At 57.5% G+C, this 24,399-nt stretch carries 22 protein-coding genes; 12 read left to right on the forward strand and 10 right to left on the reverse strand.

Annotated features, from left to right (window positions below):
* Positions 1-5: 5 nt before the first annotated feature.
* The 4 genes from ACXAET_RS00340 to ACXAET_RS00355 form a co-directional block, all read right to left on the reverse strand.
* Positions 6-1,667, reverse strand: coding sequence for an FAD-binding dehydrogenase (locus ACXAET_RS00340; protein ID WP_475179376.1), 1,662 nt, complete (start codon positions 1,665-1,667; stop codon positions 6-8).
* A gap of 11 nt (positions 1,668-1,678) precedes the next feature.
* Positions 1,679-2,536 carry a bile acid:sodium symporter family protein gene (locus tag ACXAET_RS00345; protein ID WP_475179380.1) on the reverse strand — a complete coding sequence of 286 codons (858 nt, stop codon included), beginning with the start codon at positions 2,534-2,536 and terminating at the stop codon, positions 1,679-1,681.
* Between the two features lie 72 nt (positions 2,537-2,608).
* Complete coding sequence (locus ACXAET_RS00350; RefSeq protein WP_475179384.1) at positions 2,609-3,343, reverse strand: glutamine amidotransferase; 735 nt, start codon at positions 3,341-3,343, stop codon at positions 2,609-2,611.
* 16 nt (positions 3,344-3,359) lie between these two features.
* Positions 3,360-5,132, reverse strand: a complete 1,773-nt coding sequence (locus tag ACXAET_RS00355; RefSeq protein WP_475179389.1) for an SLC13 family permease — start codon at positions 5,130-5,132, stop codon at positions 3,360-3,362.
* A 110-nt stretch (positions 5,133-5,242) separates the two neighbouring features.
* On the opposite strand from ACXAET_RS00355, the gene ACXAET_RS00360 reads away from it, so the two are divergent.
* The gene (locus ACXAET_RS00360; protein ID WP_475179392.1) at positions 5,243-5,983 is read left to right on the forward strand and encodes a YebC/PmpR family DNA-binding transcriptional regulator; all 741 of its coding nucleotides are present in this window, start codon (positions 5,243-5,245) and stop codon (positions 5,981-5,983) included.
* Between the two features lie 57 nt (positions 5,984-6,040).
* On the opposite strand, the gene ACXAET_RS00365 is transcribed toward ACXAET_RS00360, so the two are convergent.
* Together ACXAET_RS00365 and ACXAET_RS00370 are read right to left on the reverse strand one after the other, a co-directional pair.
* Positions 6,041-7,003 carry a Hint domain-containing protein gene (locus tag ACXAET_RS00365; RefSeq protein ID WP_475179394.1) on the reverse strand — a complete coding sequence of 321 codons (963 nt, stop codon included), beginning with the start codon at positions 7,001-7,003 and terminating at the stop codon, positions 6,041-6,043.
* A 226-nt stretch (positions 7,004-7,229) separates the two neighbouring features.
* The gene (locus tag ACXAET_RS00370; RefSeq protein WP_475179396.1) at positions 7,230-8,114 is read right to left on the reverse strand and encodes a LysR family transcriptional regulator ArgP; all 885 of its coding nucleotides are present in this window, start codon (positions 8,112-8,114) and stop codon (positions 7,230-7,232) included.
* Positions 8,115-8,200: 86 nt separating this feature from the next.
* Between ACXAET_RS00370 and ACXAET_RS00375 the strand changes: the two genes are divergently transcribed.
* The 6 genes from ACXAET_RS00375 to ACXAET_RS00400 all read left to right on the forward strand — a co-directional run bounded on the left by ACXAET_RS00375 (position 8,201) and on the right by ACXAET_RS00400 (position 13,962).
* A complete protein-coding gene (locus tag ACXAET_RS00375; RefSeq protein ID WP_475179400.1) occupies positions 8,201-8,800 on the forward strand; it encodes a LysE/ArgO family amino acid transporter in 600 nt (199 codons plus the stop codon).
* A gap of 40 nt (positions 8,801-8,840) precedes the next feature.
* Positions 8,841-9,749, forward strand: a complete 909-nt coding sequence (locus tag ACXAET_RS00380; RefSeq protein ID WP_475179405.1) for a DMT family transporter — start codon at positions 8,841-8,843, stop codon at positions 9,747-9,749.
* 87 nt (positions 9,750-9,836) lie between these two features.
* Positions 9,837-10,409, forward strand: a complete 573-nt coding sequence (betI, locus tag ACXAET_RS00385) for a choline-binding transcriptional repressor BetI (protein WP_475179407.1) — start codon at positions 9,837-9,839, stop codon at positions 10,407-10,409.
* Complete coding sequence (gene betC / locus ACXAET_RS00390) at positions 10,406-11,914, forward strand: choline-sulfatase (protein ID WP_475179411.1); 1,509 nt, start codon at positions 10,406-10,408, stop codon at positions 11,912-11,914. Before betI ends, betC begins: the two co-directional genes overlap by 4 nt.
* A gap of 71 nt (positions 11,915-11,985) precedes the next feature.
* Positions 11,986-13,644 carry a choline dehydrogenase gene (gene betA, locus ACXAET_RS00395; protein ID WP_475179414.1) on the forward strand — a complete coding sequence of 553 codons (1,659 nt, stop codon included), beginning with the start codon at positions 11,986-11,988 and terminating at the stop codon, positions 13,642-13,644.
* A 78-nt stretch (positions 13,645-13,722) separates the two neighbouring features.
* Positions 13,723-13,962 (forward strand): HP1242/YdcH family protein, encoded by a 240-nt coding sequence (locus tag ACXAET_RS00400; RefSeq protein WP_224890727.1) that lies wholly within the window; start codon positions 13,723-13,725, stop codon positions 13,960-13,962.
* A 72-nt stretch (positions 13,963-14,034) separates the two neighbouring features.
* Here ACXAET_RS00400 and ACXAET_RS00405 read toward each other — a convergent pair whose 3' ends face one another.
* Both ACXAET_RS00405 and ACXAET_RS00410 read right to left on the reverse strand, forming a co-directional pair.
* On the reverse strand, positions 14,035-15,435 hold the full coding sequence (locus tag ACXAET_RS00405) for a helix-turn-helix domain-containing protein (RefSeq protein WP_475179418.1): 1,401 nt from the start codon (positions 15,433-15,435) through the stop codon (positions 14,035-14,037).
* Between the two features lie 65 nt (positions 15,436-15,500).
* Positions 15,501-16,706: a multidrug effflux MFS transporter gene (locus tag ACXAET_RS00410; RefSeq protein ID WP_475179420.1), complete on the reverse strand. Its 1,206-nt coding sequence runs from the start codon at positions 16,704-16,706 to the stop codon at positions 15,501-15,503.
* Positions 16,707-16,888: 182 nt separating this feature from the next.
* Here ACXAET_RS00410 and ACXAET_RS00415 point away from each other — a divergent pair, with 182 nt between their 5' ends.
* From ACXAET_RS00415 to ACXAET_RS00425, 3 genes are all read left to right on the forward strand, one after another.
* Entirely contained in the window at positions 16,889-18,421 is a 1,533-nt protein-coding gene (locus ACXAET_RS00415; RefSeq protein ID WP_475179424.1) for an acyl-CoA carboxylase subunit beta, read from the forward strand.
* A gap of 100 nt (positions 18,422-18,521) precedes the next feature.
* Entirely contained in the window at positions 18,522-19,007 is a 486-nt protein-coding gene (locus tag ACXAET_RS00420) for a DUF6497 family protein (RefSeq protein WP_475179429.1), read from the forward strand.
* A gap of 130 nt (positions 19,008-19,137) precedes the next feature.
* Positions 19,138-19,491 carry a hypothetical protein gene (locus ACXAET_RS00425; protein ID WP_475179433.1) on the forward strand — a complete coding sequence of 118 codons (354 nt, stop codon included), beginning with the start codon at positions 19,138-19,140 and terminating at the stop codon, positions 19,489-19,491.
* 87 nt (positions 19,492-19,578) lie between these two features.
* On the opposite strand, the gene ACXAET_RS00430 is transcribed toward ACXAET_RS00425, so the two are convergent.
* On the reverse strand, positions 19,579-20,736 hold the full coding sequence (locus ACXAET_RS00430) for a DcaP family trimeric outer membrane transporter (protein WP_475179437.1): 1,158 nt from the start codon (positions 20,734-20,736) through the stop codon (positions 19,579-19,581).
* Positions 20,737-21,377: 641 nt separating this feature from the next.
* Between ACXAET_RS00430 and ACXAET_RS00435 the strand changes: the two genes are divergently transcribed.
* Positions 21,378-21,581 (forward strand): hypothetical protein, encoded by a 204-nt coding sequence (locus tag ACXAET_RS00435; RefSeq protein WP_475179441.1) that lies wholly within the window; start codon positions 21,378-21,380, stop codon positions 21,579-21,581.
* 114 nt (positions 21,582-21,695) lie between these two features.
* Positions 21,696-23,741, forward strand: coding sequence for an acetyl-CoA carboxylase biotin carboxylase subunit (locus ACXAET_RS00440; protein WP_475179443.1), 2,046 nt, complete (start codon positions 21,696-21,698; stop codon positions 23,739-23,741).
* Between the two features lie 67 nt (positions 23,742-23,808).
* On the opposite strand, the gene ACXAET_RS00445 is transcribed toward ACXAET_RS00440, so the two are convergent.
* Positions 23,809-24,255: a DUF4174 domain-containing protein gene (locus tag ACXAET_RS00445; RefSeq protein ID WP_475179445.1), complete on the reverse strand. Its 447-nt coding sequence runs from the start codon at positions 24,253-24,255 to the stop codon at positions 23,809-23,811.
* Positions 24,256-24,399 lie beyond the last annotated feature (144 nt).

Genomic DNA, 24,399 nt, shown 5'->3' on the forward strand with positions numbered 1-24,399 from the left:
GGAGGTTACGCGACGGCCCTTGATCGTCCGGCATTGCGGCCCGAAAAGATACAGCCGCCCAGAAAGGAACCTTCAAGCGCGTTGTAACCGTGATAGCCGCCACCGCCAAACCCGGCGACCTCTCCGGCTGCGAACAGACCTGGGACCACCTGACCGTCTGCGCCAATCATCTGGCTGTCCAGGTTCGTCTGCAGCCCGCCAAGTGTCTTACGGGTAAGCACATGCAGTTTCACAGCAATCAGCGGGCCATTGGCCGGGTCGAGGAATTTATGCGGTTTGGCAGTGCGGATCAGCTTGTCGCCCCGGTAGTTGCGCGCGGCCAATATTGCTGCGATTTGAGCGTCCTTGGTGAACGGATTGTCGACCTGCGAATCCCGCGCTTCGATCTGAGCCCTCAGATGTGCCTCATTGATCAAGCCTCCGCCCAACTGGTTCATGCCACTGACCAGTTCGGTCAGGGTGTTGGCAACGATGAAATCCTCGCCATGCTGTTTGAACGCCTCAACCGGTGCCGTCGCCTTTGACCCGGTTAGGACGCGCTGGAACAGTACCTCTTTCCATCCTCCGTCTGTCATATCGGGGTTCTGTTCCGAACCGGACAGGGCGAATTCCTTCTTGATCACCTTTTGGGTCAGCACGAACCAACTGTATTCGTAGCCGGTTTTCAGGATTTCCTTCAGTGTGCCAAGGGTATCGAAGCCGGGCAAACAGGGTGGTTTCAGCCTATTGCCGCGCGCGTCGAACCACATAGAGCTTGGGCCGGGCAGGATGCGGATGCCGTGTGACGGCCAGATCGGATTCCAATTGCGCACGCCTTCCGTGTAATGCCACATCCTGTCGCTGTTGATGACGTGACCACCGGCTTTTTCGCTGATGCCGATCATTCGGCCATCGACGTGGAAGGGGACGCCTGCGACCATGTCTTTTGGAGGCTCACCCAGTCGGTTGCGGGGCCAGTTCTTGCGCACCATCTCAAAGTTGCCACCGATCCCGCCAGAGGTGACGATCACAGACGGAGCATAAACTTCGAACTCACCGACCTCATCGCGGTTGGTCTTGGCACCGTGAAGGGCAGTGTCATCGGCTAGAACCTCGCCCGAGACCCCTTTGGCGCTGCCGTTCTGCATGATGATGTAGCTGACCTGATGCCGAAACTTCAACTCGATCAAACCGTTGCTGACATGCGCACGCACGCGGCGGATAAAGTGCTCAAGCACGCCCGGTCCAGTGCCCCAAGTGATGTGGAACCGCGGCACCGAGTTGCCATGACCATCCGCGTAAGATCCGCCACGTTCGGCCCAGCCAACGATCGGAAACCAGCGTAAACCCATTTCATGCAGCCATGGGCGCATCTCTCCGGCTGCGAACTCAACGTAGGCTTCGGCCCATCTGCGCGGCCAGGCGTCTTCGTCGCGGTCGAACTGCGCGCTGCCCATCCAGTCGCGTAAGGCTAATTCGTGGCTGTCCCTGATTCCCATCCGGCGTTGTTCCGGTGTATCGACCATGAACAAACCACCCAGGCTCCAGAATGCTTGCCCGCCCAGAAAATGCTCGGGCTCCTGATCCAGCACGATGACTTTCTTGCCGCGATCCCCCATCTCGGCCGCAGCTACGAGGCCCGCCAAACCGGCACCCACCACAATGGCATCGGCAGTGTTAGTGGTCATGAATTGTCCTTTCAGCGGCCACGCAGCCAGGCGATGTACGGCAGGGCCACGACATACATCATGATCCCGTAAACGGCAGAGGGAAGGGCCAATGGGCTGAACCCGCTTTCCGTCCCTGTGATCAGCGCGGCAAGCGTTATCCCGAGTGTCGAGTTCTGAATGCCGGTTTCGATTGAGATCGTTTTACTCTCATTCCACGACAGTTTCGCGGCACGCGCGATACCCAGCCCGATTGCGAGCAATGCGATGTTAAGTGAGACCAGCCCAGCACCCATCGCTCCGAGGTTGTCGATGAACAGTTGCCAGTTCCCAGCCAGCGCGGCGAGGACAATCAGGACAAACAAGGCGGTTGCCAGTTTGGAGAGCGGGGCGTCAATCCGTTCCGCAAACCCGGTTGCGAAGTGGCGCAGGCTGACACCGATTGCAACGGGCAGAGTTGTGATCAGGAACAACGCGATGGCCAGGCCAGTGATCGAAACTTCGGGTGCGTCCTCTCTCATGAAATGAGCGATTGACCATGCTGCGAGAAAAGGAACCGTGATCATGGAAAGCAAGCTGATCACCGCAGTCAGACTGACCGACAGCGCAACATCGCCTTTGGCCAGCTTCGACAGGATGTTGCTGGTCACTCCGCCGGGGCAAAAGCTAAGCAGCATGAAGCCCACCGCAATCTCGGGAGGTAAAGCGAAGGCAGTAACTGTAATAAATGCCAATATAGGCAACAAGATAACCTGACAAAGCGCGCCGATGGCAAAGGGATATCCCCGGCTCAGCACACGTTTGAAATCAGCAACATGCAACCCGACGCCCAGCGACAACATGATAATGGCCAGCGAAAGCGGCAGGCCGACATTTATAAGCAGATCCAAGAACAACTCCTCCCAAAGCCGTTCGGAACAGCCTAAGCGAGTGATTGCGGCGCAGGCAACAGCGCCGTTAGGTCACATGTATCGCTGGGCGAAACGGCGCAGGATTTCACCGGGTTTTGTAACCTTGGCAGCGTGGCATATATCAATCAGGCGCTGCGCGTCTTCGGGGGGGAAATACCCATAATTCTTATAGATTTTGATGCGTTGTTCGAAATCACGCGCGTCGGCTTCGGGGTGGAACTGCGTGGCATAGACATTCTGACCCCAGCGGATCATCTGAAACGGGCAGGGGTCCGAGGACAACAGGTGCACGCAGCCCTCGGGAAGTGTCTGCACCGCCTCTTTGTGGCCCACAAACGCATCGAAACTCTCGCCCAGCCCGGCGGTCAGAGGATCGCGCGCGCCCTCTTCGGTCAGGTGGCAGGTTGAGGGGCCCACAGGCTCTCCGAACCGGTCCTTACTGACGTGCCCGCCCAGATGCGCCGCCAGAACACCCAGCCCATAGCAACAGCCCATGAACGGGTGATCGTTTGCGGTGATTTGGGGCATCAGACCCATGATTGATGCCTCAACCCGCGCGTCGCTTGTGGATTTCGTTGCGGGATCATCGCTGACACAGCCGGGACCGCCGCCAACGATAACGCCTGCGTAATCCGTCACGTCCAACCCGTCAGGCAGGGTTTCGCAGTCCAGCCGGATACGGTGGGTCTGGTCCGGCGAAAGGCCGGTCTTGTCCAGGATCGAGGCGTACTCGGCATCCGACGCCTCAGTCTCGGGGCGCAGTTGCAGGATCAGAAATCGTTTCATGCGCTGCACTTACCCGTCAAAGCGGCCAGAAGACAAGGATGGCGGGGATGGAAACCGCGACGATGAGGATTTCGAGCGGCAGCCCCATGCGCCAATAGTCGCCAAACCGATAGCCGCCGGGGCCGAGGACCAGCGTATTGTTCTTGTGACCTATCGGGGTGAGGAATGCGGCCGAGGCCGCCACGGCGACGGTCATCAGGAACGGGTCCGGAGACACCTCAAGCGTGCGTGCCATCTGGATGCCAACCGGCGCGGCAACAATGGCCGTCGCAGTGTTGTTCAGAACATCTGACAGGGTCATCGTGACGACCATCAGCACGGTCAGAATGGCCCAGGCGGGCAAGCCTTCGGTCAACTGCACCAGCGCATTGGCGATCAGTTCGGTACCGCCGGACGTCTCCAATGCGCTGCCCAAAGGGATCATCGAGCCCAACAAAACAACCACTGGCCATTCGATATGGTTGTAGAGGTCCGCAATCGGCATGATCTTGGTCAGCACATAGGCCACGACAACAAGCCCCAATGCAATCGGCAAGTAGATCAGCCCGAGACTGGCCGCCAACACGGCTGCGGCGAACAGGCCGATGGCTAGCCATGCCTTGTCATTGGCCGTGACGTTCAACCCGCGCGCGGCCAAGGGCAGGCACCCAAGCCATTCCGTCACATCCGCGCTGCGGTCACGCGGGCAGAGCAGAAGCAGGATATCGCCGGCCTCGACCTCGGTTTTGCGAACCTGTTCGGTGATGCGGCGGCCCTGGCGGGAAATGCCCATCAGAACGGTACTTTGCCGCCACGCCAGGCCAAGACCCTGCGCGGTCCGGCCAGTGATGCGGGCGCTTTCGGTGGCGACAACTTCGATCACCTCTAGCCCATCGCCCTCGGCGGTCAGTAATTCCTGCCGCCGCGTGTCTGAGAAATCGAGGTTCAACGCCGCGCGAAACTCATCCAGCGCTTCGGGCCGTGCTTCAAGCACCAGTGCGTCGCCCTCTTGCAGCGTGGCATGCGCCGAGCGGCCATAGCGCCGCTTGCCATCGCGGATCAGGCCGATGATTGCAACGTCGGATTTTTCTGCTGCTGCGTAAAGTTCGCTGACCCGTTTGCCGATATGAGCCGACTCGGGCGGAATGGTCAGTTCAGCGATATATTCGGCTAGCGCCTCGGTGCTTTCGGTCTGTGGGCCGCGGTCCGGGATCAGCCGCCATCCGATCAACGAGACAAAGGCCAAGCCCGCAATGGCGGCCACCCCGCCCACTGGGGCGAAGTCGAACATCTGGAACGGTTCGCCCAGCGTCTCTTGTCGGATCGAGGCGATGATAATGTTGGGTGGCGTCCCGATCAGTGTCGCCATTCCACCCAGAATGGTTGCAAAGCTTAGCGGCATCAGCGTCAGCCCCACCGACCGACCTGCCTTGCGTGCGGTTTGAATATCGACCGGCATCAGCAATGCCAGCGCGGCCACATTGTTCATGAAGGCCGACAGAATCGCGCCGATCCCACCCATCAGGGCGATATGCGCCCCCAATCCCCGTGCGGCATCAACCATAGTGCGCGTAATAAGGAATACAGCGCCCGAGCGGACAAGGCCAGCCGATACAACCAAAACAAGCGCCACGATAATTGTTGCGGGATGCCCGAACCCGGCAAAAGCCTCGTCGACCGGAACAACCCCGAGAATGACTCCGACCAGCAGGGCGGAAAACGCCACAAGATCATAGCGAAACCGCCCCCATAGCAGCATTCCGAATACGGTGGCGAAAAGGGCAAAAAGAATAATCTGATCTGTCGTCATGCCGCCACCATACCCTCAAGCGGGGCTTGGGCAAGCCGCTCTCTTGATCCCATGCCCGGCAAACGTCTATATGAGCGCCGAATACGCAATCACTATCACGAGGACGCAACATGGCAGGCCATTCCAAATGGGCCAATATCCAGCACCGCAAGGGACGTCAGGACGCCGCGCGGTCCAAGCTGTTTTCCAAACTGTCGAAAGAGATCACCGTCGCCGCAAAAATGGGCGACCCCGATCCTGACAAGAACCCGCGCCTGCGTCTGGCCGTGAAAGAGGCCAAGTCGAACTCGGTCCCCAAGGACGTGATCGACCGCGCCATCAAGAAATCTGTCGCGGGCGAGGGCGACGATTACGAAGAAATCCGGTATGAGGGCTATGGCCCGAACGGCGTGGCCGTGATTGTCGAGGCGATGACGGACAACCGCAACCGGACCGCTTCGACCGTGCGGTCGACCTTTTCCAAGAACGGCGGCAATCTGGGCGAGACGGGCTCGGTCGGGTTCATGTTCGAACGCAAGGGCGAAGTCGTCTATCCCGCGACCGCGGGTGATGCGGATGCGATCTTTGAAGCGGCTATTGAAGCCGGTGCCGAAGATGTCGAAAGTTCGGACGATGGCCACATCATTTGGTGTGCAGACACCGATCTGAACGATGTATCCAACGCGTTAGAGGCCGCGCTGGGCGAGTCCGAGTCTACCAAGCTTATCTGGAAACCTACCACCACGACCGAGTTGGGCCTTGAAGACATGCAAAAGCTGATGAAGCTGGTCGATGCGCTGGAAGACGATGATGACGTACAACGCGTTACCACCAATTTCGATGCCTCGGATGAGGTCATGGCGCAGCTTTGATCCGGGCCATAATCCCTTGCGTTCGAAACCCGGCTTAGTGGCCGGGTTTTTTCCGGGCTACAGCGCCGCGTGGGTTTCAAACCGCCTGAGATCGCGCCGCGCGAGCTTCATGGACTCGACATTGCGGTTGTTGAGGAGTTCGGGGAACAGGCAGCACAATTCCAGTCTTTGGTCGTGATCAAACCCGCCAAAACCGTTCTGACCCAGATAAAGGCTTTCGGTCCAAACGCCTTCGGATTGGATCACTTCATGGTTGTCGAACAATAGATGGTAATACTCAACGTGGCGCGGATTTCTCTGCGATACGCCACTTAGAGGCAGAAAGAACTTGGCGGCTGCAAAGGCCTCGTCTTCAGCAAAAAGAAGATTGATCTTGGGGCCAGATGTCAGCACGCGATGCATCGGTGACAGGTACAGGTCCGCTGTTGGCAAACCATCGCCAAAGGATCCTTTGGCGATTTTGACAGGCCGGGCAAACCACGCGCGCCGCAATGTCTGTTGGGTGAGCCTTGCCTTCCCAATCCAGAGGATGTTCTGAAAGCCGTTATCTTTTGTTTGAATCTTTTCGCCGGTCTTAAGGCTTTCGACCGGGCGATATCCTGAGCTGGTCAGTATATTGATATTGGTCCCAGCGACGAAACAGGGTGGCGGCGGCAAGGGTGTAAGATCTCCGGTATCCCCTTCCTGATCGCCATTCTGTTCTGAATCCTCGGCCAGAACACTGTCTGTAGGTACGGTGCTATCCGTTGGTACAAAATAGATTTCTTTGTCCCCCGAGGCATCTTCGTGTTCGACATACCAACCGTTGACGGTCAAACTGTTTTCAAGTTCGATTGTCGACTGGTCTTTCATCGACGATACGGTGAAGCCGTTGATTGTATCTTCACCTTCGGAAATGGTTCCATCCATCGCGATGTCTTCAAAGGTCACCACGGTTGCAACCGCCGGTTGGCCCGCTTTACCACCGTCACTGCCGGTGTTTCCAAGGTAATATGCCGCAACGACGGTTTCAGTGGCCATAAAGGTGCAACTACAACGCGAAGAATTTCTACATCATTATATTCAGTATCATGCATGAAACAGAGTTTTTGACCAAGTTCTATAGTGACCTTGAGGAATTGGGGGTTTTCGTGGTCTGTCGTTGCCAAAAGGCAAGGGTTTGGGCCACTTAGGCCGACATTGTTGATGTGCGGTCGGCCTTAAATCCGCTAACGGCGCTGGTTGGTCGCGTATCGACTTGCTGGCATCACTTGGGAAGCAGCGCGGTGCGGGCGGCCTGTCTGACCGCTCTGGTCAGCGGCGCCAGGGCCGCAGATAAGACGCGGCCGACCTGCCACGTCAGCGGCACATCCAACGGCGCGTTCTGTAGCAGAACCCGCAGCCTGCCATCGTCCAGCGCGCGTTGCGCCAGGCCGAGAGGGTTCATGCCCCAGCCCATCCCCGCGATTGCCGCATCCACAAAACCCTGCGGCGAAGGCAGGAAGTGTGAAGGCGGAGAAACCGCTTGGCCCGTTTGTTCGGCAATCCAGGCTTTCTGAAGCCCATCCTTGCGATTGAAGGTCAAGCAAGGGGCTTTAGCCAATGTGTGTTCGTCCAAGCCTTTGGCGAACCATTGTTCTATGAACTCCGGGCTGGCAGTCGCGACATAGCGCAACGCCCCCAGAGATGTGGCATCGCAGCCCGAAACCAACTGCCCGCCCACCGTTATTGCGGCGCTGACCTCGCCCCGGCGTAGCCATTCCGCTGAATAATCCTGATCATCGACCACCAGATCGAACAACAACCCATCCACCTGAGCCATCGCATCAATGAACCATGTTGCCAGAACATCTGCGGGGACTGCTACACGGACCCTGACAGGGCCGGTGGCCTGATCCAGAGTCAGCTCGCGGGCCAGTTTGGCCTCTAGCAAGCCAATATCCTCGGAATGTTGGGCGATACGCATCCCCGCGGGGGTCCCGGTGCAGGGTGTCCCCCGGTTGATCAGCGCTGCTCCTACGCGGTCCTCCAGTGCCTTGATCCGCTGCGAAATAGCTGAGGGCGTTACCGAAAGCTCAGCCGCAGCGGCGTCAAAGCTGCCGTGGCGAAGGATCGACGACAAAGCGGACAGGTGATTGGGATCGAGCAGCATTAATCAAACTTAACTGTAGTCAATAACTTTAATTTGATAGAACGCGCCGACATCCGTAGTCAACGCCTCAGACTACAGGAGGTTTCATGTCTACATCCCTGATCGCTGGTTTCACATTAGGTTTCAGCCTGATCCTAGCTATTGGCGCGCAAAACGCTTTTGTGCTGCGTCAGGGGCTGCGGCGCGAGCATGTGTTACCCCTGTGCCTGACCTGCGCGGTGTCGGATGCGATCCTGATCGCGGCCGGTGTCGCAGGGTTCGGCGCCCTGGCCGAAGCATTGCCGTGGTTTGAAACGGTCATGCGGTATGGTGGGGCGATTTTCCTGACCTGGTACGGGCTGCGCAGCCTGCAATCGGCTTGGCGAGGCGGGGCCGTGATGGACGTGTCAGAAGGTCAGCGCGCCAGTCTGCGTTCGGCCCTGCTGACCGTGCTGGCTTTCACGTGGCTGAATCCCCATGTCTATTTGGATACGGTTGTGCTGATCGGCTCAATCTCGGCCCAGTATGATGACCGCATGGCTTTTGCTGTTGGGGCGATGTTGTCCAGCTTTGTGTTTTTCTTTTCCCTTGGCTACGGGGCAGGGGTGCTATCCCCCGTCTTTGCCCGACCGCGCGCGTGGCAGGTTCTGGATACGGTGATCGGAATCGTCATGCTGGGTATCGCGTTTAAACTTATTGCCATGTGAAGGGTTGTCTCTGATCCGATTTCGGTGTTCAGAATTGCGCATGACAACGCTTGCCGTCTCCTCGCGGCCCCTCGCGGGTATGTTCTGGATGTTTGCTGCCGGGATTTCCTTTGTGGTGATGACGGCACTCGTCAAATCCTTGGGAACGACCATGAGCCCTATTCAGGCGGCTTTTATACGGTACGCCCTGGGGTTGGTGTTTCTGCTGCCTGCGCTGCGTTCCATCCTGACAACCCGCCTGTCATCGCGGCACCTATCCTTGTTCGGGTTGCGCGGAATTGTGCACGGGATTGCCGTCATGCTGTGGTTCTACGCGATGACTCAGATCCCTTTAGCCGAGGTTACGGCGATGAACTACATGACCCCGGTTTACGTCACACTAGGGGCGGCGCTGTTTCTGGGCGAAAAGCTGGCTTTCCGCCGGATCGCCGCGATTCTGGTAGCCCTGATCGGTGTCGTCATTATCCTGCGTCCCGGATTCCGAGAGGTTTCGACCGGGCACCTCGCCATGCTGGCCACTGCGTTGATGCTTGGCGGGTCATACCTGCTGGCCAAATTGCTGGTGCGTGACATCCCGCCTTCGGTCATTGTGGCGCATCTGTCGATTTGGGTGACGCTGGCCTTGATACCCTTTGCCATCGCAGTCTGGGAGCCTCCGAGCTGGCGCGATATCGGAGTGTTGTTTCTGGTCGCCTGCTTTGCCACGGCAGGCCACTATCTGATGACGCTGGCGTTGCAAGCGGCCCCGGTGGCCGTAACCCAGCCGGTGACGTTTCTGCAACTGATCTGGGCCACGCTGTTGGGCGCGTTGGTTTTTCACGAAAGCGTTGACATATGGGTTGTCGCAGGTGGGTCGCTCATTCTGACGGCTGTCAGCTTTATCGCTTGGCGCGAAGCTGTTCTGAATCGCAGCAACCTGACCACGCCCAGTATCGCGCCCAAGCTGTAGTCGTCTCATCAGTAACTTTGATGTTGATTGACGAGTCAATAAAAACGCCGTAGCGTCTCCTCGGTAATTGTTGAGAAGGGGATGGCTATGCCAAAACTCGGAATGGAACCAATCCGTCGTGATGCGATCGTTCGCGCGACGATTGCCGAGCTTGGGTCAAAGAAATCCCTTGATGTGACCGTCAGCCAAATTGCCAAACGAGCCGGAATGTCCAGCGCGCTGGCGCACCACTATTTCGGTGGCAAGGATCAGATTTTTCTGGCTGCGATGCGGCGAATCCTGTCCGACTTCGGGAATGAGGCTCGGGCCGAGCTTAAAGCGGCAGCGCCTCATCAAAGGGCGCAAGCGATTATTCGTGCTTGCTTTGCGCCGTCTTGCTTTACGCCTGATGTCATCACCGCGTGGATGACATTTTATGTTCTGGCACAAACGAACGACGACGCGCTGCGCCTTTGGCAGATATATCAGGCCCGTATGCGGTCCAATTTGGTCGATGCGTTACGTCCTTTGATGCAGGACCCGGTCGAGGCGGCCGCAAACATGATTGCCCTGATTGACGGTTTGTATATCCGCGCGGCACTTACAGCCCCAAAGGAACCGCAACTGGCCGTGAACCACGCCTTGTGTGTCCTCAATACCTTGCTTGAGGCTGAAAAATGACACAGCCGAACATTCTGATCCTGATGGTGGATCAGCTGAACGGAACCCTCTTTCCCGATGGTCCCGCAGACTGGCTTCATGCCCCGAACCTGAAGAAACTGGCGGACCGGTCGACACGGTTTGCCAACGCGTATACGGCGTCCCCACTCTGCGCACCAGGGCGGGCCAGCTTCATGTCGGGGCAATTGCCCTCGCGCACCGGGGTGTACGACAATGCGGCCGAGTTTCGCAGCGACATCCCCACATATGCGCACCACCTGCGTCGGGCGGGATATTACACCTGCCTGTCCGGCAAGATGCATTTTGTCGGACCCGATCAGTTGCACGGGTTCGAAGATCGGCTGACCACCGATATTTACCCGGCTGATTTCGGCTGGACCCCTGATTACCGCAAACCGGGCGAGCGGATCGATTGGTGGTATCACAACATGGGCTCGGTCACCGGCGCGGGCGTGGCCGAGATTTCCAACCAGATGGAATATGATGACGAGGTCGCCTATCACGCCAAGGCCAAGCTTTATGATCTGGCCCGTGGCAAGGATGACCGCCCGTGGTGCATGACCGTAAGCTTTACTCACCCGCATGATCCCTACGTAGCGCGTCGGAAATACTGGGACCTGTACGAAGATTGCGACCACCTGCTGCCCGAAGTGTCGGACTTGGGTTACGAAAACCAAGACCCGCATTCCAAGCGGATTTTCGATGCCAATGACTGGCGCACCTTCGACATTACCGAGGATGACATTCGCAAGTCACGCCGCGCCTATTTTGCCAATATCTCGTACCTGGATGACAAAATCGGCGAAATCCTTGAGGTGCTTGAGAGCACTCGGCAAGAGGCGATCATCCTGTTCGTCTCGGACCACGGCGACATGCTGGGCGAACGCGGTTTGTGGTTCAAGATGACGTTCTTCGAGGGGTCGTCGCGCGTGCCGCTGATGATCTGTGCGCCTGATTTGCCTGCGGGTCGGATCGAAACGCCGGTTTCAACGCTTGATGTGACCCCAACGCTTGCCGCGCTTGCAGGCGTTGACATGGCAGAAATTGCGCCATGGACCGATGGCGAAAATCTTGTGCCCTTGGCGCAAGGGGTCGAACGTACTGCGCCGGTTGCGATGGAATACGCGGCCGAGGCGTCATATGCGCCGCTGGTCTCGTTGCGGTATGGCAAGTGGAAGTACACCCGCTGTTCGCTGGACCCCGATCAGCTTTTCGATCTTGAGGCTGATCCGCAGGAACGGGTCAATCTGGCCACGAACCCTGCGCATGCCGGGACGTTGCAGACCCTGCGCGCGAAATCTGAGGCACGTTGGGATCTGGATCGGTTCGACGCGGACGTGCGGGCCAGCCAAGCCCGCCGATGGGTGGTGTACGAGGCGCTGCGGCAGGGCGGTTATTACCCCTGGGACTATCAGCCCCTTCAAAAAGCGTCAGAGCGCTACATGCGCAACCACATGGATTTGAACATCGTTGAGGAAAGCCAGCGCTTCCCGCGCGGCGAATAACCTTTCGGTCCGAGAAAGCACACTTCGCCGCAATTCACCTGATTTGGAGCGGCGGGTCTAGGAGTTGAAAAATGGAAGCAGATTTCGTCATTGTGGGTGCCGGATCCGCCGGTTGCGCGATGGCCTATCGTCTGAGCGAGGCAGGGGCTTCGGTTCTGGTAATCGAACATGGCGGCACGGATGCCGGACCGTTTATCCAGATGCCTGCCGCGCTCAGCTATCCAATGAACATGGCGCGGTATGACTGGGGTTATCAATCCGAACCCGAGCCGCATCTGAACAACCGCCGTCTGGCCTGCCCGCGTGGCAAGGTGATTGGTGGGTCGTCCTCGATCAACGGGATGGTCTATGTGCGCGGTCATGCGCGCGACTTTGACACGTGGGCCGACATGGGGGCCGATGGCTGGTCCTATGCCGACGTGTTGCCTTATTACAAACGCATGGAGACGTGGCACGATGGTGGCCACGGTGGTGATGCAGAGTGGCGCGGCAAGGATGGTCCGCTGCATGTCTCTCGGGGGCCGCGTCAAAACCCTCTGTTCCAGGCTTTCGTCGATGCGGGGCAGCAGGCGGGCTATGAGGTCACCGGAGATTACAACGGTGAGAAACAGGAAGGTTTTGGTCCAATGGATCAAACCGTCTGGAAAGGACGGCGCTGGTCTGCGGCAAATGCCTATCTGAAGCCTGCTTTGAAGCGCGAAAACTGCGATATTGTCCGTGGTCTGGCGCATCGGGTTGTGATTGAAAACGGGCGTGCCACGGGTGTCGAGCTGATCCGTGGCGGCAAGAGGGAAGTTATCCGTGCCCGGCGCGAGGTGGTTTTGGCGGCGTCGTCTATCAATTCACCCAAACTCTTGATGCTGTCGGGGATCGGTCCGGCGGCGCATCTGGCCGAGATGGGAATTGACGTTGTCGCCGATCGCCCCGGCGTTGGCGGGAACCTGCAAGACCATCTTGAGTTGTATATCCAACAGGCCTCATTGCAGCCTATCACGTTGTACAAACACTGGAATCTGATCAGCAAGGGCCTGATCGGGGCGCAGTGGTTGTTCACGAAAACCGGCCTTGGTGCATCGAACCAATTCGAAAGCGCGGCGTTTATCCGTTCGAAACCGGGCGTTGAATATCCGGATATTCAGTACCACTTTTTGCCGATGGCCGTGCGGTACGACGGTCAGGCCGCAGCGGAAGGGCACGGGTTTCAGGCACATGTGGGACCGATGCGGTCTCCGTCTAGGGGAACAGTCAGGCTGCGCTCGGACCGGCCCGAGGACGCGCCGGTGATCCGATTCAACTACATGAGTCATAAAAAGGATTGGGAGGATTTTCGCAAATGCATCCGCCTGACCCGTGAAATCTTCGGACAAGAGGCGTTCAAAGCTTATGCGGGCAAGGAAATTCAGCCCGGTGCGGATGTGCAAACAGATGAGGAGCTGAACAGCTTTATCGCTGAACACGCCGAAAGCGCCTATCACCCGTGCGGTACCTGCCGTATGGGGCAAGCCGACGACAAAGACGCGGTGGTCGATCCCCAAGGCCGCGTGATCGGCGTGGATGGGCTGCGCGTTGGCGACAGCTCGATCTTTCCGCAGATCACCAACGGCAATTTGAATGCGCCGTCTATCATGGTGGGTGAGAAAGTTTCAGATCATCTGCTTGGGAAAGAGGCTTTGCCCCGGGCCAACAATCGCCCGTGGATTCATCCGGAATGGGCGACAGCGCAGCGGTGATTTGATCCGCGTCAAAGTGGGGCGTGCGACAGGCGTATAAACCGGAGTAGCAACGACATCTTTAAGGAGCGAACAGGAATGTCCCACACCCCGCATGAACTGGCCGAAGAATTTCCGGACAAAGTCGAATTGATGAGCCAGCTCAAGCAATCCGACGCGCATTTCGCAAGGCTTGCGGATGAATATCACGAGATCAACCGCACCGTGCATCGCGCCGAAGCAAACATCGAGCCAATGGAAGATTTGGCCGAAGGTGAGTTGCGCAAGAAACGTGCCGCGCTGAAGGATGAGATCTGGGCGATTTTGTCAAAAGCGTAAGACGTGGGCGGGGCCGCGCCCCCGCCGCTGCAATCCGCAACTCTGCGTCGGTCCTGTCACTTATGCCAAAGTTCAGGTGACTTCATAAGGCAACGTGCCGCGCGAATGCGCGTCAATCGAAAGGCGGCGCTCTAGTGGTGGAACCGAGCGCTGATGGCAATTCTTGCGCTCGCAGATGCGGCACGAAATGCCGATCGGCTCATAGGCGCTGGCGTTGTTGATATCAAGGTTATCGGCGTAGACCAGCGCTTCGGCGTGGCGAACCTCGCATCCAAGTGCAATGGCGTAACGGCGCACAGGTGCGCCAAATGAGCCTCCGGATTTCGAAACATCTCTGGCCAGTGAGATATAGCGCACGCCGTCGGGCGTTTCTGCCAGTTGTCGAAGAAAGTGGCCGGGGGTTTCAAAGGCGCGGTGAACGTTCCAAAGGGGGCAGGCACCCCCAAACCGCGCAAATTGAAGTCTGGTGGCCGAGTGGCGCTTGGTGATCGTGCCCGCCTGATCGACCCGAACGAAAAAGAATGGAATACCCTTGGCGCCCGGACGCTGCAGCGTAGAAAGTCGATGTGCAACCTGTTCAATCGACGCGCCAAAGCGATTGCTGAGCAATTCCAGATCGTGACGGTATTCCTGCGCGGCCGTGAGAAACGCAGCATAGGGCATCAGTGAAGCCCCGGCGAAATAATTGGCCAGACCGATCTTGGCGATAGCGCGGGCTTCGTCGCTTTGAAACTTCGCAAAATCCAGTGTTGCTTCCAGCAATTTATCCTGACTGATCAAAGCCATCTGCAACAACAGTTGGAACACCTGCGTCTGCGGCGCGGTGCGCGACGAAAGCTGAAGGGTTTTGCTGTCGGCGTCGTATTTTCGGGTTTCGTCAATATCCACAAATTGCACCCGAATACCACGCTCGCCGAGGCTATCGATGGTCGCTGACCGAATGCCCCCAGCGTCGTTTGCACGTGTCGCGAACCGCTCGGCCGCGCGGTCGACCGCATCGATGTAGTTGTCGCAATAGTGAAAGAAGTCACGTACCTCTTCCCAGGGGCTGGCCTGTATTTGCGCGTCTTCCCGACCCAGGGCTTCATCCAATGAAGCTAGGCGCTCATGCGTTTGCCGGTAGGTACGGTGCAGCGCGATGAACGCGCGGGCAAGGGCGGGCGCGTTCGACGCCGTCAGTCGCAGATCGGCCAGCGGTGGCATGGTGTCATCGAAAACCGGATCAGCCAGCGCCTCACGCATGTCCGAGACCAGACGCTCGCTGTCGCCGGTGCTCAACTCGGTCACATCCATGCCGAATTCCTGCGCCAGCGCCAGAACAACAGTCGTCGAGATCGGCCGGTTGTTGTTCTCCATCTGGTTCAGATAAGGCAATGACACGCCCAGTTTGGCAGCGAAGTCTTTTTGCGTCAGCGTCAGACGCGTGCGCATTTCACGCAGTTTTGCACCAGCGTAAAGTTTTTGGGTGGCCATAGCGTGCCTTTGCAACTTTTCCGTCAGTGCACGCTAACTTTGCAAACTGTCGGGTGCAAGCCGCGTTACAGGCCCAGTTGTCTTTCGCGCCTTATGACCGAAACGATGGCCCCGATGGCCAGTACCGACGTGGCCAGCATCAGCCATAGAAGTGGCATTGCGCCGGTTTCGCGGGTCAGCAAGGCTCCGGCCAGAGCGCTGAGACCAGCCCCGCCGCCCAGCATGATTGCGCCGCTCAGGCCGGAGGCGGTGGCGGCTAGCTGAGGCCGTACGGACAGCGCGCCCGAGGTGGCGTTGGGGATTGTCATGCCGTTGCCGATGCCCACGAAGGTCATGAAGCCAAAGAAACTGAGTGCGGTGCCAAAGCCTGCCAGAAACAGGATGGCCGACAGGGCGACACCGATCGCGTTCAACCAGCACCCCCAGAACACCATTTGGTTCACGCCAAACCGGACCGAATATCGCCCGCTAAAGAAGTTCCCAACGAAATACCCAACGGCTGGTGCGCCAAAATAAATGCCGACCTGAGCGGCGCTGAGGCCGAAGAGTTCCGCTCCGATAAACGGAGCTCCGCCCAGATAGGCGAAAAACGCACCCGAGGACAAAGCTGACGACAGGGAATAGCCCCAAAACCGCGGCGAACGAAGCAACTCGGGGTATTCCCGGAACTGCTGTATCAAGGTCTTGCCGCTTTTGACCGAAGTCTCGCCAAAATCGAAGTAGGTCAGCGCCAGCGTCATCACACCAAGCGCGAAGGGCAGCCAGAAATTCGCCTTCCACCCAAAACTCTCTTCTAAAAAGCCGCCAATGGCCGGTCCGATCATGGGGACGACGGCCATACCCATCGTGACATACCCGATCATTGAGGCCGCCTTGTCCTGTTCAAACAGGTCCCGCACTGCGGCACGGCTAAGTACCATACCAACGACCACGACGGCCTGGCACATCCGGAAGGCAAGAAAAATCTCGGCGTTCGGGGCGTAGATGCAACCCAGTGTAGCGGCCAGGAACAGCACCAAGCCCCACAGAAGAACAGGTCGTCGTCCGGCTTTGTCCGCAATCGGCCCGATCAATATTTGAAGTATCGCATTGACCAACAAGTACAACGCAATCGACAGTTGCATGACCTTGTAGTCGGTTTGAAAATGCAGCGCCATATTCGGCAGGCTGGGCAGGAACAGGTTCAGGCTGAGCGCCGACAGCCCCGAAAGCAAAACGAGCGTGGAAATTGTGGGGGGCGTGCGGTGCGCCTGACTTGAACTGAACTGCATGGTTCACGTGTACATGAAGCTCAACAAGGAATGCCATGCAAGAACGCGCCTAAAGAGGAGGATTAGCTAATTTACAGTTTTCCTACTCTAAGTTTTCAAACATTTGCAAATTTGCCGAAAGACGCTTTGGCTTACGCGCGTCTGCGTATAGTGTCGCGCAAAATTCACAGGGGATTAGCGCCATGAAAGACATCCTGACAGAGCTTGAAGACCGTCGCAACGAAGCCCGGCTGGGCGGGGGACAAAAGCGCATCGACGCACAGCATGGCCGCGGCAAGCTGACTGCACGTGAACGTATTGACCTGCTGTTGGACGAGGGCAGCTTCGAAGAGTTCGACATGTTCGTCAGCCACCGCTGTACAGATTTTGGCATGGAGAAACAAAAGCCTGCGGGCGATGGCGTGGTGACCGGTTGGGGCACGATTAATGGTCGAATGGTCTATGTGTTCAGCCAGGATTTCACAGTGTTCGGCGGATCGCTGTCGGAAACCCACGCGCAGAAGATTTGCAAGATCATGGATATGGCGGTTCAGAACGGTGCGCCTGTTATTGGAATCAACGACTCGGGTGGAGCGCGAATTCAAGAAGGCGTGGCGTCTCTTGCAGGCTATGCCGAAGTGTTCCAGCGCAACATCACGGCCTCGGGCGTGGTGCCACAAATCAGCGTCATCACCGGACCCTGTGCGGGTGGCGCGGTCTATAGTCCGGCGATGACAGACTTTATTTTCATGGTCAAAGACACGTCCTATATGTTCGTGACCGGCCCCGATGTTGTGAAGACTGTAACCAACGAGGTCGTGACAGCTGAAGAATTGGGCGGAGCATCGACTCATACCAAGAAATCCTCGGTCGCAGACGGCGCGTTTGAAAATGATGTTGAGGCAATGGCCGAAGTGCGCCGCCTTGTCGATTTCCTGCCGCTAAACAATCGTGAAAAGCCCCCGGTCCGTCCGTTTTTTGATGAGCCGGGCCGCCTTGAGCCTTCGCTGGACACGCTGATTCCGGACAATCCGAATACGCCCTACGACATGAAGGAACTCATCACCAAAGTGGCGGATGAGAGCGACTTTTACGAAATTCAGGAAGATTTCGCCAAAAACATCATCACAGGCTTCATCAGACTGGAAGGGCAAACGGTTGGTGTTGTGGCCAACCAGCCAATGGTGCTGGCAGGATGTTTGGATATCGATAGTGCGCGCAAGGCCGCCCGGTTCGTACGGTTTTGCGACTGTTTCGAGATTCCAATTCTGACGTTTGTGGATGTTCCGGGCTTTTTGCCAGGTACGCAGCAGGAATACAGCGGTGTTATCAAACACGGTGCCAAGCTGCTTTATGCATATGGCGAGGCGACCGTGCCGAAGGTCACCGTGATCACGCGCAAGGCGTATGGTGGTGCCTACGTGGTGATGGCATCCAAGCATCTGCGTGGCGACTTCAACTATGCCTGGCCCACCGCGGAAATCGCGGTAATGGGAGCAAAGGGCGCAACCGAGATCATCCACCGCGCCGATCTTGGCGATGCCGAGAAGACAGCACAGCATGTTGCGGATTACGAAGGCCGCTTCGCTACCCCATTTGTCGCTGCCGAGCGTGGGTTTATTGACGAGGTGATTATGCCCCAATCTACCCGTCGCCGTGTGTCTCGGGCATTTGCAAGCCTGCGCAACAAAAAGCTGAAAAACCCGTGGAAAAAACACGACAATATTCCGTTGTAAGGGGAAACGGCGCCGGGTTCATCGATGGTAAGGCCTTTTGCGGGAAATCCACGGCAAGCAGGACAACCGGAGCGTTTGACATAGAGAATAAAGCTGATAAATGAATAGCCCTATCAGACATAGAAAAGCGCGGGCCTTACGCCAAGCGCGCGCGACCCCGGAGAGAGGAGCCTGCGTAAAGCAGGTCTGGGGTCGCGCTCTTGTTCTGATTTGTCTTTCGTGCGTCAGCCCTGCCTTCGCCAAATCCGAAAACCTGCTGCCGGTGCCGTCAGGTCAGCCGGTACATCTGGCCGATGTGCTGCTGGACAACAACCCTGGTGAGCTATGGGTCAGGTTTCGCTTCATCGCGCCCAAGATCGGGTCGACGGTGGGGCGGATCGGATATGATGTGGCCTCGGTCGATATGGCACATTTGTGCCAGACGCTCGCGGTCGCCTATGTCGCCAAATACGATCTCGAGCCGTCTCGGATTGTCATTTCGCTGTCTGACCGGCCTATCGAATTCGGGCGGTCGGCGCCCGATGCAACTCAGTTCTTCGAAGCCTATCGGCTGGAGCAATCCCAATGTATCTGGGAGGGTTTCTGACCATGAAACGTTTTCGAAAAACCCGGACGTTTCTGAACACCAATACGGCTTTGGAGGTGCGCGCAATGACTCTGTCTGCGCTGGGGAACAGGCTTGTTTCCTTTGATACGACGAACAAAAAGGTAGCGATATGCTGAAACACCGTGGATTCCCCGGACGGCTGCCAGGAACCGATTTTCAGTTCACCATTCGCCGCGCCAACCCAAAAGGTGTAACGCCGATCACACGGCGCGAACGCTTCAGAGATCGCAAACCTGCAGACCGTCGCGCCGACGCGGCATTCATCGAAGCGCTGTGGCAGCACTTTGGCGACCAGCCTTTCGAACGCGGCAACTTGGATGCGGGTCGCTTGAGTTGGCTATTCGAACGCGAAGTCATTGCCGCCGAAGATCCGTTTGATCCGGCCAGCTATGACGCATTGCTGATAGTAGATGTGGACGCGGCGCGTCTGTCATTTCCTGATATCTTCAACGAGGTGCGTTGAACCGTGCGGGCTGTAGTCGTGCATACCCATCCGAGGACATCTTCGGAAAAAACCCTGCCCGGTGTCGGGCAGGGCAGGGCGGTGTGCTTAGAAGTTCAGCTGTGCAGCAAGCTGAATACGGTCGCCGTCGAAATCCCGGCCCGTAGGCGCGTCGTTCCGTTCGCCATAGAAGTACTCGGCGCTCAGTGTCAGGTTATCCGTGGCTTTGTAGAACGCGTTGACGTGGATGGTTTCGAGTTCGGTGAAAGCCAGCGTACCGGTCGAGCTCGCAAGGTCATAGTCTTCGCTACCATAGGCGATACCGATGTTCAGTTTTTCCCCTATGTCCTGGCGGAGCTCAAGCGAGTAGCCGTCCGCGTCGTTGGCCCGGCCGCCCACGATCGCATCACCGCCACCGATCAGATATGGGCCAATCGCCTCGCCGTCGATGTAGTTGGCCGTGAAAAGCCCGCCTTCCCAGAGTTTGGCCGAGACGCCGACAGTGAAGCCGGTTTGATCGACCTCGGTATTGCCATCGACGGACTTCGCTTTGCTGTACAGGGCAGCCGCGCGAGCGCTGTACTTATCGTTTTTGAACTCAACAGCGGCCGTCACGACAGGATCATCCGACCTCGAGCTGCCTTGGTTTTCTTCGACAGACGCGGTGAACGTGGTGTGAGCGCCAAGTTTGCCGGTGTAGCGCACCTGCGGATTCCGGGCAAACAGAACGCCGACAGGTCCGTTGAATTCAACCGTGCGGGGATAAGAGTTCAGCGACATGAAGTTCGTCCATGTCTGACCGATCAACCAGTGGTCGCCGATCGTGATATTGGCATGGCGCACCCGGAATTCCGCTGTTCCGTTCGAGCCAAACAGGTCTACCTCCAACTGTCCACCGATGTCACCGATGTCGCTGGGCGTGAGGGTGCGCAACCCGATCCGCGATTGGCGAACTGTGGCACCAAATTTTCCGTTGGTCGCGAAGCCGGGTTCACCGATTCTGCTAGTATTGGCAAAGTCGCCTTGATCAAAGTCGAAGTCATAAAAGAAGTCGGCTTTGACGTAGCCGTAGACATCCAGGGATGTGCTACCGACACGAAGATCCCCGGTTCCGGAACCGGCGCTATTGGCTTCGAGGGCTTCTACTCGGGCGCGCAGGGCTTCAAGCTCGGCTTGGGTTTGTGCGTCTTCGGCAAAGGCAAGCGTGCTCGTTGCACTCAGTATTGTTGCAGTGAGCAGGATTGCCTTCGTATTTCGTCTTTTCATTTGGGTGTTTCCTTGTGTGCAAGTATGCACGCGCACATTTTCACGCAGCGGTTATTCAAGGAAATCACGAGACTGAGACGAAAAACTGATTATAATTCAAGGAAATGTGCGAATTTCTTGGTTAAAAATCACGCTGTGGTGAAAGCCCCTGCTAAAACCCTGTTCCCACCGAAAATTCCTGGCGAATTGGTAAAGACTGATAGCGTTAACGCAATTTTGCAGCGTGCTGTGATTGTCGCCGTTTGTAACAGAATTGTGACGGTGACGCGCCTTGAGGCATGTGCGTCGACATCTATTTCCCTCGGCACGAATTTGCGCGGCGTTTTGCTGCATGGGCAGATTCCAGCCGGAATCCCAAAGGGTAACACTTCAGTCTTTGCTGAATGTCACGTCGCGTGCATCTTGATCGTGCTGTGCGGCTCTACTTTGCCTGCGCCGCACAAGCACCTACTATTCCGTACCCCTTCCTTACGCGGGCAGGCTTGTGAACCCCACAAAACCCTGCCTGCGTTTTTCTTTGGGCGTGACCTGCGGCGCAAATCTGCGCAAAATCTGAAAAAACCGCGCTTGTTATTGAATATCAACCCGCGGTTGCTGCATCTGCGTTTCAGTGAATCAAAAACTGAAAAGAGGCAGAGCGTATGCGATTCTCAAAACTCTTCCTGGTTGTTGCAACCTGTACGGGCCTCGCGGCCTGTGGTGACTCGACCGGCGAACAGGCGTTGCTGGGCGGTGGCGCAGGCGCGCTGGGCGCGGCGGTCCTCAACGCCGATCCGTTCGTCGGTGCCGCGGTGGGTGCCGCCGGCAACGTGCTATTCTGCAAAACGCAGCGGAACTGTTACTAATACAATCTTCGGGGCGCCTGCCGCCCTGACCGTCATCGCGCAAAACGCCGTCATGGGGCTAAATCCCTGTGGCGGCGTTTTGCGATTCCAGAACACCAAGACAAAGGACGCTCCATGTTTAACAAGATCCTGATCGCCAACCGGGGTGAGATCGCCTGCCGCGTTATAAAAACCGCACGCAAGATGGGTATCGGCACGGTCGCCATTTACTCAGATGCCGACAAGAATGCGCTGCACGTTTCGATGGCGGATGAGGCCATACATATAGGCCCGCCGCCTGCGAACCAGTCCTACATTGTCATCGACAAGGTGATGGATGCAATTCGGCAAAGTGGGGCTCAGGCGGTACACCCCGGCTATGGCTTCCTGTCGGAAAATGCAAAATTTGCCGAAGCACTTGAGGCGGAAGGGGTTGCGTTTGTCGGTCCTCCGAAAGGTGCGATTGAGGCGATGGGTGACAAGATCACTTCGAAGAAAATCGCTCAGGATGCGGGTGTATCGACAGTCCCGGGCTATATGGGGCTAATCGAAGACGCCGAAGAGGCGGTGAAGATATCAAACGAAATCGGCTATCCGGTCATGATCAAGGCCAGCGCCGGAGGCGGCGGCAAGGGTATGCGGATCGCCTGGAATGATGAAGAAGCGCGCGAAGGCTTCCAGTCATCCAAGAACGAAGCTGCGAACTCGTTCGGGGACGACCGGATTTTCATCGAGAAATTCGTGACCCAGCCACGACACATTGAAATCCAGGTGTTGTGCGACACTCACGGCAACGGGATCTATCTGGGTGAGCGTGAATGTTCGATCCAGCGTCGGAACCAGAAAGTGGTCGAAGAAGCGCCGTCGCCATTCCTTGACCCAGAAACCCGCAAGGCAATGGGAGAACAGGCCGTCGCGCTGGCCAAAGCCGTGAACTACGCCAGTGCGGGCACTGTTGAGTTCATCGTGGATGGTGAAAAGAACTTCTACTTCCTGGAAATGAACACGCGCCTTCAGGTCGAACACCCTGTCACCGAACTGATCACCGGTGTCGATCTGGTTGAACAGATGATCCGCGTGGCGGCAGGTGAAAAGCTCACGATCACGCAAGATGATGTAACCCTGACTGGCTGGGCCATTGAAAACCGCTTGTATGCCGAGGATCCGTATCGCAACTTCCTGCCTTCGATTGGTCGTCTGACCCGGTATCGCCCCCCGCAGGAAACCGCCGCTGGTCCGATGCTGGTTAACGGAAAATGGCAAGGGGATGCGCCCAAGGGAGAGGCTGCGGTTCGAAACGATACGGGCGTCTATGAGGGCGGCGAGATCAGCATGTATTATGACCCGATGATCGCCAAGCTTTGCACCTGGGCCCCGACGCGTGAGGCCGCGATTGAGGCAATGCGCGTCGCTCTGGATAGTTTTGAGGTCGAAGGCATCGGGCACAACCTGCCGTTCCTGTCTGCTGTAATGGACCACCCGAAATTCATCAGCGGCGATATGACGACCGCTTTCATTGCCGAGGAATACCCGGACGGTTTCGAAGGTGTCGAGCTATCCGAAGCTGATCTGCGCAGCATCGCGGCCTCTTGCGCGGCGATGTACCGGGTGGCCGAAATCCGGCGCACGCGTGTATCGGGACGTATGGACAATCATGAGCGCAAGGTGGGCAAGCGTTGGAACGTCGCGCTTCAGGGAAGGGAGTTTGACGTTAAGGTCAAAGCTGACAAACAAGGCGCGACGGTCAAATTCGAAGATGGTGAGACTCTGCGTGTCTCATCGGACTGGACACCCGGCGATCAGCTCGCTGTTATCGACGTGGACAGTGGCCCGCTTGTGATGAAGGTCGGTAAGATTTCAGGGGGGTTCCGTGTACGGAACCGCGGCGCTGACCTAAAGGTGCATGTGCGCCGTCCGCGTCAGGCGGAACTGGCCAAACGGATGCCCGAGAAACTTCCGCCTGATACATCCAAGATGCTTCTCTGCCCGATGCCCGGCCTGATCGTAAAGATCGATGTCGAAGTGGGGCAAGAGGTGCAGGAAGGTCAGGCGTTGTGCACGGTCGAGGCGATGAAGATGGAAAACATCTTGCGGGCCGAAAAGAAGGGTGTCGTTGCCAAGATCAACGCTGGTCCCGGCGACAGCCTTGCCGTGGACGACGTGATCATCGAGTTCGAATGACCATGACCTTGTGTTCGCTAAATCTTCGGATGGTCCCGGCGCGTCGCGCCGGGTTTGGTGAAGCCATTCACCCGCCTTCGCGTCGTTCGCGGATCTCGCGTTCGCGCAGGGGCGTTTTGTCGATGGATCGGCCAATTTCGCGCACGCTCCATGGTGCGGGTTTGCGCAGTTTGACCACACCGTCCTTGTCGACGAACACCATCTGGAACCCGCGCGGCCGCAGTTCCGATCTAATCGGAGAGCGCGCGGCCGGGTCTGTATCTGTTAGCACGACCACATCGCGATCACGCATAGCTGCTTCGCCTTCGACCAGCATGTCGATCTGTTGCTGGAACCGCGGGTCGGCGGGCGTGTCGGCGAAGACGATGATGGGCCGACTGACCCACAGAAATTCGCTGAGTTCGCTGTCGCCAACGGGCCGGACGAATTCATCTTCTGCCGGTGCAGACCCGTCGGCAGCCACTGCGGCCAGCGGGAATAGTACCAAGAAAACAAGGGCAAGCGTTCGTGTCATAAGTCCTCCTGTTGGGTTGAATATAGCCCCTGTGTTTGTGAATGCGACCGACGAAATGCACCCGTCGTTCAAAAACTTGCGTTCGACCGGCCCAGAACTGGCCCTGTCGGATATCACATCGCGCGAACGACGTACCGGCGCGAC

The sequence above is a fragment of the Ruegeria sp. AWH4_226 genome, from assembly GCF_056159225.1.